This is a genomic window from Streptomyces sp. NBC_00005, assembly GCF_045160215.1.
Taxonomy (GTDB): Bacteria; Actinomycetota; Actinomycetes; order Streptomycetales; family Streptomycetaceae; genus Streptomyces.
The window spans coordinates 8,130,296-8,144,651 of sequence record NZ_CP108316.1 but is presented as its reverse complement, the minus strand read 5'-3'; the positions used below and the strand labels follow the sequence as shown (position 1 = coordinate 8,144,651).

The following is a 14,356-nucleotide window of genomic DNA, read 5'->3' as shown; positions in this document are numbered from 1 at the left end:
GTTTGCGCAAGCGTTTACGTCTGCCCTCGAATGGGATAGCGTCCCGGCCGGAAGGCCACGCGCCGTCGGCGCAGGGGTGCGGCTCAGGAAGGGGAACGCGATGGCCACCATGGCCGATGTCGCTCGGAGCGCCGGGGTCTCCGTGGCGACCGTCTCGCACGTCCTGAACGACACCCGGCCCGTCCTCCCCCACACCCGCCAGGCGGTCCTGGACGCCATCGACCGGCTCGGCTACACCCCGAACACGCTCGCCCGCTCCCTGGTGACCTCGCGCACCCGGTCCATCGGGCTCGCGGTGTCGGCGATCAGCAACCCGTACTTCACGGAGATCCTCCAGGGCGTCGAGGCCGGTGCCCTGGAGCACGGCTACAGCCTGCTCATCGCCGATCCGCACGACGACCCGGAGCACGAGCGCAAGGTCGTCCAACTGCTGCACGAGCGCCGGGTCGACGGCATGATCGTCGCCCCCTCCGCGCACCCGGGCGAGCTCGTCGCCTACCTCGGCCGGCACGAGGTACCGGCCGTCTTCCTCGACCGGCTCGTCGACACCGCGGCCGACGGCACACCGCGCTACGACCAGGTCTGCGCCGAGAGCGCCGAACCGACCGCCCGGCTGGTCGGCCATCTCGCCGAGCTCGGCCACCGCCGTATCGCCCTGGTCGCCGGGCTGCCCGGGTACAGCACCACCCGCGAACGCATCGCCGGATACCGCAGCGGCCTCGCCGCCTCCGGGCTCCCTCACGACGAGCGCCTCGTGGTGCACGGCGACTCCGAGTCCTCCGGCGCCGAACGCGCCACCGAGGAGCTCCTCTCCCTCGCCGCCCCGCCCACGGCACTCGTCACCGCCAACAATGCGATGACCATCGGCACCCTGCGTGCCCTGCGCGCACGCGGTCTGTCGGTGCCCGGCGACATCGCTCTGTGCTGCTTCGACGACTTCGCCTGGGCGGACCTGTTCTCGCCCCGGCTCACCGCCATCGCCCAGCCCAGCAAGGAGATCGGCGCCCAGGCGGTGCGGGTGCTCCTGGAACGACTCGCCGCCCCGGACCGCCCCGCACGCACCATGCGGCTTCCGTGCACCTTCGTTCACCGCACCTCGTGCGGCTGCCCGGAGGAGCCGCCCGCCCAGGCGCGGCCCGAACACCCCGAACTGCCCGCGAAGTCGGAGCAGCCCAAGAAGCCCGAGAGTTCGAGAAAGGAACCGTCTCGTGATCGTCGTCGCCGGTGAGGCCCTGATCGACCTGGTACCGCAGGGCACGGGTGCCCTGGCGGGCCTGAAGCCGGCGCTCGGCGGCGGCCCGTTCAACACGGCCGTGGCGCTTGGCCGCCTCGGCTCCCCCACGGCCTTCTGCTCCCGCACCTCGTACGACGCCTTCGGTGAGGCGCTGCTCGACCGGCTCCGGGAGACGGGCGTGGACGTCTCGGCCGTGCAGCGCGGTGCGGAGCCGACCACCCTGGCGGTCGCCACGCTCGACGTGAAGGGCTCGGCGTCCTACGCCTTCTACGTCGAGGGCACCGCCGACCGCCTGTTCGCGGCGCCCGAGGAACTCCCCGCCGGGACGCGAGCCGTGTCCTTCGGCACCTGCTCGCTCGTCCTGGAGCCGGGCGCGACCGCCTACGAGACCGTGCTGCGCAGGGCGGCCGCCCAGGGCGTGTTCACCGCGCTCGACCCCAACATCCGGACGGGCCTGATCCCCGACGCGGACGCCTACCGGGCCCGCTTCAAGAGCTGGCTGCCCTCGGTGTCCCTGCTGAAGCTCTCCGAGGAGGACGCCCAGTGGCTGGGCGGCACCCCGCGCGAGTGGCTGGCCGCGGGCCCCTCGGCGGTCGTGATCACCCATGGCGGCGACGGGCTCACCGCCTTCACCCGGGACGGATCCGTGTACCCCGTGCCGGGCGAGAAGGTCGAAGTCGTCGACACCATCGGCGCCGGCGACACGGTGAACGCGGCCCTGCTGCACGGCCTGTCCGCCCGCGACGCCCTGTCCGCGGAGGGGCTCGCGGGTCTGGGCGCCGAAGGCTGGACCCGGCTGCTGCGGTTCGCGGCCCGGGCGGCGGCGATCACATGCTCCCGCGCGGGCGCCGAACCGCCGTACGCGTCCGAAGTGGGCGAGGTATAGGGGCCGTTCGCCCTTCGGGGGCGGCCCGGCAGCAGGCCTACAACGCGCGGCGCCCCGCGGGGAGTTCTCCCGCGGGGCGCCGCACCGCTCTGGACCTTCTCCGGTCCTGCTGAGGCCCTGTTCCGGACCTCCTCCGGTCCTGTTCAGGCCCTGCTCCGGATCTGCTCAGGCCTTCCGCGCCCGCGTCGTCTTCTTCGCGGGTGCCGCCTTCTTCGTGGTGCCGGCCGCCGCCTTCTTGGTGGCCGTGCTGTTGGCGGTCCTGGCCGTCGCCGTCGTCTTCGCCGTCGACTTGGCCGCGACCGCCTTGGCCGCCGTCTTGCGCGGGGCAGGCACCGGGGCCGCGTCGCTGATCCGGTCGGCGCCGAGGACCTCCCGCAGGAACTTGCCGGTGTGGCTCGCCGGGATCCCGGCGACCTCCTCGGGCGTGCCCTCGGCGACGACGAGTCCGCCGCCGGCGCCGCCCTCCGGGCCCATGTCGACGACCCAGTCGGCGGTCTTGATCACGTCGAGGTTGTGCTCGATGACGATGACCGTGTTGCCCTTGTCGACCAGGCCGGACAGCACCCTCAGCAGCTTGCTGATGTCCTCGAAGTGCAGACCGGTGGTCGGCTCGTCGAGGACGTAGACCGTACGGCCGGTGGAGCGCTTCTGCAGCTCGCTGGCGAGCTTCACACGCTGGGCCTCGCCGCCGGACAATGTGGTCGCGGCCTGGCCGAGCCGGACGTAGCCGAGACCGACGTCCTTCAGGGTGTTCAGGTGACGGGCGATCGCGGGGACGGCCTCGAAGAACGCCGTCGCCTCCTCGATCGGCATGTTCAGGACCTCGGCGATGGACTTGCCCTTGTAGTGGACCTCCAGGGTCTCCCGGTTGTAGCGGGCGCCGTGGCAGACCTCGCACGGGACGTACACGTCCGGGAGGAAGTTCATCTCGATCTTGATGGTGCCGTCGCCCGCGCAGTTCTCGCAGCGGCCGCCCTTGACGTTGAAGGAGAAGCGGCCGGGCAGATAGCCGCGGACCTTCGCCTCGGTGGTCTCGGCGAACAGCTTGCGGACATGGTCGAAGACGCCGGTGTACGTCGCCGGGTTGGAGCGCGGGGTGCGGCCGATGGGCGACTGGTCGACGTGCACGACCTTGTCGACGAGGTCGTCGCCGTCCACGCGCGTGTGCCGTCCCGGAACGCTCCTCGCGCCGTTCAGTTCGCGGGCCAGGTGCGTGTACAGGATGTCGTTGACCAGCGTCGACTTGCCGGAACCGGACACGCCCGTGACGGCCGTGAACACGCCCAGCGGGAACGAGACGTCGATGTCCTGGAGGTTGTTCTCGCGGGCGCCGTGCACCGTGAGCCGGCGGGACGGGTCCTGCGGTCGCCGGATGTCGGGCAGCGGGATCGACTTCCTGCCCGCCAGGTACTGACCGGTCATCGACTCGGCGTTGTCCAGCAGTTCCTTCAGGGAGCCGCTGTGCACGACCTTGCCGCCGTGCTCGCCCGCGCCGGGACCGATGTCGACGATCCAGTCGGCGACCTTGATGGTGTCCTCGTCGTGCTCGACGACGATGAGCGTGTTGCCCATGTCGCGCAGCCGGACCAGGGTCTCGATCAGCCGGTGGTTGTCGCGCTGGTGCAGGCCGATGGACGGCTCGTCGAGGACGTACAGGACGCCGACGAGGCCGGAGCCGATCTGGGTGGCAAGCCTGATGCGCTGGGCCTCGCCGCCGGAGAGCGTGCCGGCCGCGCGGTTCAGCGAGAGGTAGTCCAGGCCGACGTCGACCAGGAACCGCAGCCGCTCGTTGACCTCCTTCAGCACGCGCTCGGCGATCTTCTTGTCGCGGGCGTTGAGCTTCAGTTCGCCCAGGAAGTCCGCGCAGTCGCTGATGGACATGCCGGAGACCTCGGCGATGGACTTCTCCATGACCGTGACCGCGAGGACGAGCGGCTTCAGGCGGGTGCCCTCACAGGTGGGGCAGGGCACCTCCCGCATGTAGCCCTCGAAGCGCTCGCGGCTGGCGTCGCTCTCGGCCTCGCCGTGCCGGCGCTTGACGAAGGGGACGGCGCCTTCGAAGGGCGTCGTGTACAGGCGCTCGCGGCCGTACCTGTTGCGGTATCGGACCTCGATCTGCGTCTTGTGGCCGTACAGCAAGGCCTTCCTGGCGCGCTGCGGCAGACCCGCGAAGGGGATGTCCGTGCGGAAGCCGAGCGCGTCCGCGAGGGCGCCGATCAGGCGGCCGAAGTAGTCCTTGGTGTGGCCGTGCGACCAGGGGTGGATGGCGCCCTCGTCGAGGGACTTGTCCTCGTCCGGGACGATCAGTTCGGCGTCGACCTCCATGCGCGTGCCGATGCCGGAGCAATCGGGGCAGGCGCCGAAGGGCGAGTTGAACGAGAAGGAGCGGGGCTCCAGCTCCTCGAAGGACAGGTCGTCGTACGTGCAGTACAGGTGCTCGGAGTACATGCGCTCGCGCTCGGGGTCGTCCTCGGGGAGGTCGACGAAGTCGAGCACGACCATGCCGCCGGCGAGGCCGAGGGCGGTCTCCACCGAGTCGGTGAGACGACGCTTGGCGGACTCCTTCACCGTGAGGCGGTCGATGACCACCTCAATGGTGTGCTTCTCCTGCTTCTTCAGCGTGGGCGGGTTGGAGAGCTGGATGGTCTCGCCGTCCACGCGCGCACGGCTGTAGCCCTTGGTCTGGAGATCGGCGAAGAGATCGACGAACTCTCCCTTGCGCTCGCGCACCAACGGCGACAGCACCTGGAAGCGGCTCCCCTCCGGCAGCTCCAGGACCTTGTCGACGATGGCCTGCGGCGACTGGCGCGAGATCGGGCGGCCGCACTCGGGACAGTGCGGCTTGCCGATGCGCGCGAAGAGCAGACGCAGGTAGTCGTATACCTCGGTGATGGTGCCGACCGTCGAGCGCGGATTGCGCGAGGTCGACTTCTGATCGATGGAGACGGCCGGAGAGAGGCCCTCGATGAAGTCGACGTCCGGCTTGTCCATCTGACCGAGGAACTGGCGGGCGTACGAGGAGAGCGACTCCACATAGCGCCGCTGCCCCTCGGCGAAAATGGTGTCGAAGGCCAGCGAGGACTTGCCCGACCCCGACAGGCCCGTGAAGACGATGAGCGAGTCGCGCGGCAGGTCGAGCGAGACATTCTTGAGGTTGTGCTCGCGCGCGCCACGGACGATGAGACGGTCGGCCACGCCGGTCCGCACCTTTCTTGAGAGAAGTGACAGGGGCGAGGCCCCCGTGCTTTCTCAGACTAGGGGGAGCCACTGACAACGCCGGTCGGATTCCCGGATGCATAACAATCCCCGGCCCTCCAGCATGCCCGACGCCGCTCCCGACCATATAGCACGTGCATTCGATTTACGGCACAGCTTCACCACCTTCACCCAAAGGTGTGGCGGGGCTAGGGTCAGCACCATGATTGATCACGGTCATGACCTGGCGTCTGTACGTGACGCGACGGACCGGCTGCTCACCGCAGCCGCCAAACTGGACAACGCCTCGCTGGCCGAGCCGTCACGGCTCCCCGGCTGGACCCGCGGCCACATCCTCGCCCACCTCGCCCGCAACGCGGACGCTCTCGTGAACGTCCTCGAGGGCCGCCCCATGTACGCGTCCGGCGAGGCCCGCGACGCCGACATCGAGCGGGACGCCCCGCGCCCCCTCGACGTCCAGCTCGCCGACCTGCGCGCGTGCGCGGCCCGCTTCCAGGAGACGGAGGCCGCACCGGCGGACTGGTCGCGCACGGTGGAGCTGCGCAACGGGGTCACCGACTCGGCGTCCATGGTGCCCTTCCGCCGGTGGGGCGAGGTGGAGCTGCACCATGTGGACCTCGGCATCGGGTACGAGCTGGAGGATGTGCCGGCGGAGTTCTCCCAGCGGGAGATCGACTTCCTCACCGAGCGCTACTCCGGGCACCCCGAGGTGACCTCCACGCGTCTGACGGACGGTACGCGCGCGTGGCGGACGGGCCGGGAGACGACGGAGCCGGAGATCACCGTCTCGGGCCCGGCACCCGAGCTGCTCGGGTGGCTCGCCGGGCGCCGCGACGGCTCCGCGCTGACCGTGGCGGGCGGCTCGCTGCCGGCGCTTCCCCCGCTGTGACCGCGCGGCCCACCGCGGGAGCCCGGGCGCACTCCCCCGCTATAGGCTGACCGGCATGACGTACAGCGGACAGGTGACGGTCGGCGGCCCGGCGGACGTGCACGAGCTGAAGGACCTGATGATCACCAAGATCGCGGTCGGCCCGATGAACAACAACGCCTATCTGCTGCGCTGCCGGGCCACCGACGAGCAGTTGCTGATCGACGCGGCCAACGACGCGGACACCTTGCTCGGCATGATCGGTGACGACGGCATCGCCTCCGTCGTCACCACGCATCAGCACGGCGACCACTGGCAGGCGCTCGCCCGGGTCGTCACGGCCACCGGCGCCCGCACGTACGCGGGCCGGGACGACGCCACCGGCATCCCCGTGCCGACCGACGTCCTCGTCGACGACGGCGACACCGTCCGGGTGGGGAGCGTGGAGCTCACCGCGCGCCATCTGGTCGGGCACACACCGGGCTCGATCGCCCTCGTCTACGACGACCCGCACGGGCATCCCCATGTGTTCACGGGGGACTGCCTGTTCCCGGGAGGTGTCGGCAACACCCGTAAGGATGCGAAGGCGTTCGCCAGTCTGATCCACGACGTCGAGACGAAGATCTTCGGCGCACTGCCGGACGAGACCTGGGTCTACCCGGGACACGGCAACGACACGACCCTGGGCGCGGAGCGACCGCATCTGCCGGAGTGGCACGCGCGCGGGTGGTGACCGCCGTTGGGCGGGGGCGCGCGGGAACGGCCGACGCCCCGCGCGCGGCTCACCGCGCACGCCCCGTGTGAAGCATTCACACGAGCCGGAGTCATGCGCGCGCTCCCCGCGCACCTTGTTGCGCAGTCAACTGGAAGCAGCCCCGCACAGGATGACGGCTCCTGCGCGGTACGGGCCGCCGGTCTTTCGATCCCCGCCCTCGACCGGCGGCCCCGGCGTGCATCCTCCGGCGAAGTGTTCACAAGACCGCAACACGCGTTCCCACTATGCGGACATTCGTGGTCGTGACCTCGACAAACGGGATGCCGGACTGCCAATCTCCCGCCATGCACCTTGCCCCTCGTCGCGTACCGCGCCGCGCCGTTGCCACCGCAGCCATAGCCCTGCTCGCCACCGCTGTCGGCTGTGCTCCGCAGCCGGACGAGAAGGCGGCTGCCTCGCCGTCCGGGTCGGCCAAAAACACCTGCGCCAAGGGCAAGTTGGCCACCCAGACGTCCGGGAAGCTGACGATCGCCACGGACGAGCCCGCGTACGAGCCGTGGTTCAAGGACGACAAGCCCGCCAACGGCAAGGGCTTCGAGTCGGCGGTCGCGTACGCGGTGGCGAAGCAGCTCGGCTATGACAAAAGCGCCGTCGTCTGGCAGAGCGTGCCCTTCAACAAGGCCTTTGCGCCCGGCGTGAAGACCTTCGACTTCGACATCAACCAGGTGTCGATCAGTGCCGAGCGCAAGAAGGCCGTGGACTTCTCGTCCGGCTACTACGACGTGCGCCAGGCCGTCATCGCGCTGAAGGGCTCGAAGGCCGCGAAGGCGACGAGCGTGGCGGACCTGAAGGGTCTCAAGCTGGGCGCCCAGGTCGGCACCACCAGCCTCGACTACATCGACGACGTGGTGAAGCCGACCCAGCAGGCCGCGGTCTACGCCAAGAACGACCAGGCCAAGTCCGCGCTCAAGAACGGCCAGGTCGACGCCATCGTCGTCGACCTGCCGACCGCGTTCTACATCACCGCGGCCGAGGTGACGAACGCCAAGATCGTCGGGCAGTTCGAGAACCAGGCCGGTACGCCGGAGCAGTTCGGGCTCGTGCTCGACAAGGGCAGTGCGCTCACCTCGTGCGTGACGGGCGCCGTCGACGCCCTGCGCAAGGACGGCACGCTGGCGAAGATCGAGAAGCAGTGGCTCTCCGACGCCGTCGACGCCCCGGTGCTCAAGTGACGGTCACGAAGGACGAGTCCGGCCAGGAGGGCGCGGACGACAAGGGCGACATGCGCGGCGGGGGCGACGGCTACGTCCCGTCGCAGCGGCGGATCGAGCGCGAGGCGTTCAAGCGCGCGCGTGCCCGCCGCGCAACGGCGATCGCCGCGCTCTCCACGCTCGTGACGGGCGTCGTCCTCTACCTGATCGTCGTCAACGCGCCCGGCTGGCCGCGCACCAAGGAGACGTTCTTCGACTGGCAGTATGCGCGCGAGGCGTTCCCCAAGGTCCTCGAAGGACTGTGGCTCAACATCCGGCTGCTGCTGATCTGCGGCGTCGCCGTACTCGTCCTCGGGATGCTCATCGCCATCGCGCGTACGCTGCGCGGCCCGGTGTTCTTCCCACTGCGCTTCCTGGCCGCCGCCTACACGGACTTCTTCCGCGGGCTTCCGCTCATCATTAACTTGATGATCGTCGTCCTGGGCGTTCCGGCGCTGCGCCTGCAGGGCGTGACCGTCGACCCGGTCCTCCTCGGCGGTACGGCGCTCACGCTGACGTACTCGGCGTACGTGGCCGAGGTGTTCCGCGCCGGCATCGAGTCCGTCCACCCCTCGCAGCGCGCGGCGGCCCGTTCGCTCGGCCTCAGCAACCGGCAGGCGCTGCGGTACGTCGTCCTGCCACAGGCCGTACGCCGTCAAGTGCCGCCGCTGCTCAACGACCTGGTGTCGCTGCAGAAGGACACCGGGCTGGTGTCGATCGGCGGTGCGATCGACGCCGTACGCGCCGCGGACATCATCGTGGGGCGCAGCCTCAACTACACGCCGTACATCGTCGCGGGCCTGGTCTTCGTGGCGCTGACCATCCCGATGACCCGCTTCACGGACTGGGTGACGGCCCGGATGGACCGCCGGCGGGCCCAGGGAGGATCGATATGAGCGACGCGCCCGTGCTGCGCATGGAGTCCGTCCGCAAGACGTTCGGCGATTCGGTCGTCCTGCGGGACGTCGACCTGGAGGTCGCCCCGCACACGGTGACCGCGCTGATCGGTGCCTCCGGTTCCGGCAAGTCGACGCTGCTGCGGTGCGCGAACCTCCTGGAGGACATCGACGACGGGGCGATCTGGCTGGACGGCGAGGAGATCACCGATCCGCGCGTCGACCAGGACGCGGTCCGGCGCCGTATCGGCGTGGTCTTCCAGGCGTACAACCTCTTTCCGCACATGACCGTCCTGGACAACATCATCCTCGCCCCGCGGCGCGTGCACGGCGTGGCCCTCGCGGAGGCCGAGGAGCGCGCACGGGAGCTTTTGGAGCGGCTCGGGCTGGGCGACAAGGCGGCCGAGTACCCGGACCGGCTGAGCGGCGGCCAGCAGCAGCGTGTGGCGATCGTCCGTGCCCTTGCCGTACGGCCCCGGCTGTTGCTGCTCGACGAGGTCACCGCTGCCCTGGACCCGGAGCTCGTCGGCGAGGTCCTCGCCGTCGTCCGCGACCTCAAGGACGACGGCATGACCATGGTGCTGGCCACGCACGAGATGGGCTTCGCCCGTGACGTCGCCGACCAGGTTTGTTTTCTGGACTCGGGCGTGGTCCTGGAGCGCGGAACCGCCGAGCAGGTCTTCGGCGACCCGCAGCAGGAGCGCACGCAGCGCTTCCTGCGGCGGATCGTGGAGGCGGGGCGGCTGTAAGAGTCGCGCTCCTGGTCGTCGGGGCTTACGCGTCGGCCCGTGCCGCCCCCGCCAGCGCCGCGACGCGCTCCACGCCGAACACGTAGCCCTGCACACCGCACCCGGCGATGACTCCGTCGGCGCGGAGCGAGACGTACGAGTGGTGCCGGAACGACTCGCGCTGGTGGATGTTGGAGATGTGGACCTCCAACACCGGCAGTCCGTCACAGGTGTTGAGTGCGTCCAGAATCGCGACCGACGTGTGGGAGTAGGCACCGGGGTTGATCACGATCCCGCAGTGGTTCAGCCGCGCCTCGTGGATCCAGTCGACCAACTCGCCCTCGTGGTTGGACTGCCGGAAGTCCACCGTGCCGCCGTGCGCGGCCGCCGCCTTGGCGCACAGGGCTTCGACGTCGGCGAGGGTGTCCTTGCCGTAGATCTCCGGCTGGCGCTGGCCGAGCAGGTTCAGGTTGGGCCCGTTGAGGATCATGATCGGGGCGTTGGCCAGGGTGCGGGGCACGGTTCCTCCGGTCCGGTGGGGTTGCGGCGATCCGGCGAGGACCGCTGTTCGGACCCGGTTTATCACGGTGCGTTCGCGGCGGGACGGCCCGTACCCTCCCGTCATGACGACGATCTCGTACCCTCCCAAGCCCTCGCCCGGCGACCGTGTGGCCGTGATCTCGCCCGGCGCCGGCCTCCCCGGGCTCTTTCCGCGCCCCCACGAACTCGGTCTCGAGCGGCTGCGCAAGGAGTACGGGCTCGAACCGGTCGAGTATCCGGCGACCCGCACGATGGGCTCGACGCCCCAGGAGCGGGCCGACGACATCCACGCCGCGTTCGCCGACACTGACGTCAAGGCCGTCATCGCGTCCATCGGGGGCGACGACCAGATCACCGTCCTGCCGCTGCTGGACCGGGAGTTGATCCGGGCGAACCCGAAGCCGTTCTTCGGGATGAGCGACAACACGAACCTCCTCGTGTATCTGCGCAACTCCGGAATCGTCGCCTACCACGGCGCGACGGTGATGTGCGAACTCGGCCGCCCCGGCGCCATGCACCCGCAGACCGCCGACTCCCTGCGGGCGGCGCTGTTCACCTCCGGCGAGTACGAGCTGAAGCCCGCCGAGGGCTGGAACGACGTCAATCGCGACTGGGCGGACCCCGCGACCTTCGACGCGGAACCGGACACCCGGCCCGGCACCGGCTGGACCTGGGTGAACGCCGACCGGTCGGTGGAGGGCCGCAGTTGGGGCGGCAACCTGGAGATCCTGGGCTGGCTGCTGATGGCCGACCGGGAGATCTCGCACGACCTGGGCGAGTACGACGGCGGTGTGCTGTTGCTGGAGACCTCGGAGGAACTGCCGAGCGCCGACGAGGTCTTCCGCACCCTGCGGAACATGGGCGAGCGCGGGCTCCTGCAGCGCTTCTCCGTGCTGCTGATGGGCCGCGCGAAGACCTGGTCCTTCGAGCGCCCCAACAGCCCGGAGGAGGCCGCCCGTTACGCCGCCGGGCAGCGCGAGGCCGTGCTGCGGGCCATGCGGACGTACGCCCCCGAGACCATGATCGTCTTCGACGTGGACTTCGGGCACACCGATCCACAACTCGTCATCCCCTACGGCGGCGTCGTCCGCGTCGACGGCCCCGCCCGGCGCATCACGGTCACGTACTGACCAGGCCCGATCGCGCCCGCACGCCCCCGTAACCCGCGGTCACCGTGGGTAGTTGACGCGGCATGCACGACGTACGCTCCGTAAGGGCACCCTCCATGCTGCGGCTCGCGACCGCCTCGCTCGCCGGCACGGCCATCGAGTTCTACGACTTCTTCGTCTACGGGACCGCCGCGGCACTGGTCCTGGGGCCGCTGTTCTTCCCGGCGTTCTCGCCGCTGGCGGGGACGCTCGCCGCCTTCGCGACGTTCGGCGTGGGGTTCGTGGCGCGGCCCCTGGGTTCGGTGCTGTTCGGGCACATCGGGGACCGGCGCGGACGCCGGCCGGTCCTCGTCGGCTCGCTGCTGCTGACCGGCGCCGCCACGGTCGCGGTCGGCTGTGTGCCGACGTACGGGTCGATCGGTGTGGCTGCGCCCGTGCTGCTGCTCGTATTGCGCTTTGTGCAGGGACTGGGGCTCGGTGGCGAGTGGGGCGGGGCCGTGCTGCTCACCGCCGAGCACGCGCCGGCCGAACGGCGCGCACTGTGGTCGAGCTTCCCGCAGGTCGGGCCCGCCCTCGGGTTCCTGCTCGCCAATGGAGTGGTGCTGGCGCTGTCGGCGACGCTGTCCGACGCCCAGTTCGCGCAGTGGGGATGGCGAGTGCCGTTCTGGGTGGCGGGAGTGCTGGCCACGCTGGGGCTGTGGCTGCGGTCGTCGCTCACCGAGAGCCCCGGCTTCCTCGAAATCGACGACCACGCGCGCGTGCCACTCGCGGAGGTCGTGCGCGACCACTGGCGCCTCGTCCTGCTGACGGCCGGGGCGCTCTCGGTCGGGTACGCGATCTTCTACGCCGTGACGACCTGGTCCCTCGCGTACGGGACGGAACGGCTCGGAGTCAGCCGTACCGTCATGCTGACCTGCATCATGGCCGCGGTGGTGGTGAAGGGCGCGCTCACACCGCTGGCCGCGCTGCTCGGGGACCGCTACGGACGACGGCCGATGTGCCTGGCCGGGTGCACCGCCGCCGTCCTGTGGATGTTTCCGACCGTCGCCCTCCTCGCGACCGGTGAGCCGCTGCTGATGTTCACCGGCTTCCTGGGCGCGCTGCTCGCGTTCATCACGATGTTCGGCGTGATCGCCGCGTATCTGCCCGAGCTGTACGAGCCGCGGGTGCGCTGCACGGGAGCGGCGGTCGGCTACAACCTCGGCGGGGTGCTCGGGGGCGCGCTCACGCCGATCGCGGCAACGGCGCTCGCCGCGCACGGGGGTCGGGTGCCGTGGGGCGTGGGCGCGTATCTGACGGGGATCGCGCTGCTGAGCCTGGGGTGCTTCGCGCTGCTGCCCGAGACGCGGCCGGCGCCGGTGGTGGTCGCGAAGGCGGTCATGGATTGATCGCCAGCTCCAAGTACGCCGCGAACAGCACCAGATGGACCCCTCCCTGCAGTGGCGTGGCCCGGCCCGGCACCACGGTCAGGGAGCTCACCACCACGGTCAGCGCGAGCAGCACCATGTGCGTGGCACCGAGGCCGAGGACGAGCGGGCCGGAGAGCCACAGGGATGCCAGGGCGACCGCGGGAATGGTCAGGCCGATGCTGGCCATGGCGGAGCCGAGGGCGAGGTTCAGGCTGGTCTGCACCCGGTCGCGGCGGGCGGAGCGCAAGGCGGCGATGGTCTCGGGGAGCAGCACCAGCAGGGCGATGATCACGCCGACGACGGCTTGGTGCAGTCCGGCGGCCTCCACCCCGGACTCGATGGTGGGCGAGACGCCCTTGGCCAGCCCGACCACGCCGATCAGCGCGAGACCGAGCAGACCGAGGCTGATCCAGGCGGTGCGGGCGGACGGCGCGTGGGCGTGGTCGTCCGCGGTGATCACCTCGCCCTGCCGGGTGATGGGCAGGAAGTAGTCGCGGTGCCGCACGGTCTGGGTCGCGACGAACAGGCCGTAGAGGATCAGCGAGGAGATCGCGGCGAAGGTGAGCTGCACGGAAGAGAACTCCGGGCCCGGCTTGCTCGTGGTGAACGTCGGCAGCACCAGGCTGAGCGTGGCCAGGGTGGCGACGGTCGCGAGGGCGGCGCCGGTGCCCTCGGGGTTGAAGACGGCGGTGCCGTGGCGCAGGGAGGCGACGAGGAGGCAGATGCCGACGATGCCGTTGCAGGTGATCATCACGGCCGCGAAGACGGTGTCCCTGGCCAGGGTCGAGCTCTTGTCGCCGCCGTCCGCCATGAGGGTGACGATCAGGGCGACCTCGATGACCGTGACGGCGACGGCGAGCACCAGGGAGCCGAAGGGTTCGCCGACCCGGTGCGCGACCACCTCGGCGTGGTGCACGGCGGCGAGCACGGCGCCCGCGAGGACGAGTGTCACCACCGCGACGACCGCGCCGGGCAGGTCGCGCCCCCAGGTGAAGGCCAGCAGGACGATCGCGAGCACCGGCACGACGGACGTCCACTGTGTCGTGAGCGACCTCAGCCGAGCGATCATGAAGCGATCGTCGCAGAGGCGTACGGGCCCCGCACTCCGGCGGTGCGGGGCCCGTGGGCGTCACTTGAACTCGGTCATCTCCACCACGTCGCAGTCCGTGAAGGACGGCGGCCTGGTACACAACACGGCCATCTGCTCGGCCATTTTCGTGGTCTCGGGGTCGTTGCTGTTGCGCATGGCCTCCTCGTAGGAGTTGAACTCCATCACGACGAGGTAGCGGTTGGGGTTGTTGCGGTCGTGCAGGACGAGGCGGTGCGTCGGGCCGCCGCTGCGGCCGGCGAACTTCTCGTCCATCCCCTCGGACAGGGCCCGCATCTCCTCGATGCGGTCGGTCTCGAAGTCGACGATCTGCACGAACTTCATCGGTGCGTCCACGGTGCCTCCACCCGGCCATGGCTCTCCCGGGGCGGGAGCGCCCAGCACCCAACGAAGCACC

Annotated in this window: 13 protein-coding genes; 9 read left to right on the top strand and 4 right to left on the bottom strand. The window is 70.3% G+C overall.

What is annotated here, in order from left to right:
* The first annotated feature begins 100 nt into the window (after positions 1-100).
* Together OG303_RS37190 and OG303_RS37185 are read left to right on the top strand one after the other, a co-directional pair.
* Entirely contained in the window at positions 101-1,228 is a 1,128-nt protein-coding gene (locus OG303_RS37190) for a LacI family DNA-binding transcriptional regulator (protein ID WP_405874052.1), read from the top strand.
* A complete protein-coding gene (locus OG303_RS37185; RefSeq protein ID WP_405874051.1) occupies positions 1,209-2,120 on the top strand; it encodes a carbohydrate kinase in 912 nt (303 codons plus the stop codon). Before OG303_RS37190 ends, OG303_RS37185 begins: the two co-directional genes overlap by 20 nt.
* 165 nt (positions 2,121-2,285) lie before the next feature.
* On the opposite strand, the gene uvrA is transcribed toward OG303_RS37185, so the two are convergent.
* Positions 2,286-5,315, bottom strand: a complete 3,030-nt coding sequence (uvrA, locus tag OG303_RS37180; RefSeq protein WP_405874050.1) for an excinuclease ABC subunit UvrA — start codon at positions 5,313-5,315, stop codon at positions 2,286-2,288.
* A 223-nt stretch (positions 5,316-5,538) separates the two neighbouring features.
* On the opposite strand from uvrA, the gene OG303_RS37175 reads away from it, so the two are divergent.
* From OG303_RS37175 to OG303_RS37155, 5 genes are all read left to right on the top strand, one after another.
* Positions 5,539-6,225 (top strand): maleylpyruvate isomerase family mycothiol-dependent enzyme, encoded by a 687-nt coding sequence (locus OG303_RS37175; protein ID WP_405874048.1) that lies wholly within the window; start codon positions 5,539-5,541, stop codon positions 6,223-6,225.
* 55 nt (positions 6,226-6,280) lie between these two features.
* Positions 6,281-6,937: an MBL fold metallo-hydrolase gene (locus OG303_RS37170; RefSeq protein ID WP_405874046.1), complete on the top strand. Its 657-nt coding sequence runs from the start codon at positions 6,281-6,283 to the stop codon at positions 6,935-6,937.
* Positions 6,938-7,263: 326 nt separating this feature from the next.
* Positions 7,264-8,151 carry an ABC transporter substrate-binding protein gene (locus tag OG303_RS37165; RefSeq protein WP_405874045.1) on the top strand — a complete coding sequence of 296 codons (888 nt, stop codon included), beginning with the start codon at positions 7,264-7,266 and terminating at the stop codon, positions 8,149-8,151.
* Positions 8,148-9,065, top strand: a complete 918-nt coding sequence (locus tag OG303_RS37160; protein ID WP_405874044.1) for an amino acid ABC transporter permease — start codon at positions 8,148-8,150, stop codon at positions 9,063-9,065. Before OG303_RS37165 ends, OG303_RS37160 begins: the two co-directional genes overlap by 4 nt.
* A complete protein-coding gene (locus OG303_RS37155; RefSeq protein ID WP_405874042.1) occupies positions 9,062-9,814 on the top strand; it encodes an amino acid ABC transporter ATP-binding protein in 753 nt (250 codons plus the stop codon). The genes OG303_RS37160 and OG303_RS37155 overlap by 4 nt, the downstream gene beginning before the upstream one ends.
* A 25-nt stretch (positions 9,815-9,839) precedes the next feature.
* Here the strand turns inward: OG303_RS37155 and aroQ are convergent, their stop codons facing one another.
* Positions 9,840-10,313 carry a type II 3-dehydroquinate dehydratase gene (aroQ, locus tag OG303_RS37150; protein WP_361277639.1) on the bottom strand — a complete coding sequence of 158 codons (474 nt, stop codon included), beginning with the start codon at positions 10,311-10,313 and terminating at the stop codon, positions 9,840-9,842.
* A gap of 103 nt (positions 10,314-10,416) precedes the next feature.
* On the opposite strand from aroQ, the gene OG303_RS37145 reads away from it, so the two are divergent.
* Both OG303_RS37145 and OG303_RS37140 read left to right on the top strand, forming a co-directional pair.
* Positions 10,417-11,463, top strand: coding sequence for a S66 peptidase family protein (locus OG303_RS37145; protein WP_405874040.1), 1,047 nt, complete (start codon positions 10,417-10,419; stop codon positions 11,461-11,463).
* Positions 11,464-11,525: 62 nt separating this feature from the next.
* Positions 11,526-12,830: an MFS transporter gene (locus tag OG303_RS37140; RefSeq protein ID WP_405874039.1), complete on the top strand. Its 1,305-nt coding sequence runs from the start codon at positions 11,526-11,528 to the stop codon at positions 12,828-12,830.
* Here the strand turns inward: OG303_RS37140 and OG303_RS37135 are convergent.
* Positions 12,820-13,920: a calcium:proton antiporter gene (locus OG303_RS37135; protein WP_405874038.1), complete on the bottom strand. Its 1,101-nt coding sequence runs from the start codon at positions 13,918-13,920 to the stop codon at positions 12,820-12,822. The two genes, OG303_RS37140 and OG303_RS37135, sit on opposite strands and share 11 nt — an antisense overlap.
* A 60-nt stretch (positions 13,921-13,980) precedes the next feature.
* Positions 13,981-14,295 carry a hypothetical protein gene (locus OG303_RS37130; RefSeq protein WP_405874036.1) on the bottom strand — a complete coding sequence of 105 codons (315 nt, stop codon included), beginning with the start codon at positions 14,293-14,295 and terminating at the stop codon, positions 13,981-13,983.
* Positions 14,296-14,356: the final 61 nt, after the last annotated feature.

Bases quoted from the DNA above. Each gene is read 5' to 3' on its own strand.
- OG303_RS37190 (WP_405874052.1), top strand. From the start codon at position 101: ATGGCCACCATGGCCGATGTCGCTCGGAGCGCCGGGGTCTCCGTGGCG.
- OG303_RS37175 (WP_405874048.1), top strand. From the start codon at position 5,539: ATGATTGATCACGGTCATGACCTGGCGTCTGTACGTGACGCGACGGAC.
- OG303_RS37170 (WP_405874046.1), top strand. From the start codon at position 6,281: ATGACGTACAGCGGACAGGTGACGGTCGGCGGCCCGGCGGACGTGCAC.
- OG303_RS37165 (WP_405874045.1), top strand. From the start codon at position 7,264: ATGCACCTTGCCCCTCGTCGCGTACCGCGCCGCGCCGTTGCCACCGCA.
- OG303_RS37155 (WP_405874042.1), top strand. From the start codon at position 9,062: ATGAGCGACGCGCCCGTGCTGCGCATGGAGTCCGTCCGCAAGACGTTC.
- OG303_RS37145 (WP_405874040.1), top strand. From the start codon at position 10,417: ATGACGACGATCTCGTACCCTCCCAAGCCCTCGCCCGGCGACCGTGTG.
- OG303_RS37140 (WP_405874039.1), top strand. From the start codon at position 11,526: ATGCACGACGTACGCTCCGTAAGGGCACCCTCCATGCTGCGGCTCGCG.
- OG303_RS37135 (WP_405874038.1), bottom strand. From the start codon at position 13,920: ATGATCGCTCGGCTGAGGTCGCTCACGACACAGTGGACGTCCGTCGTG.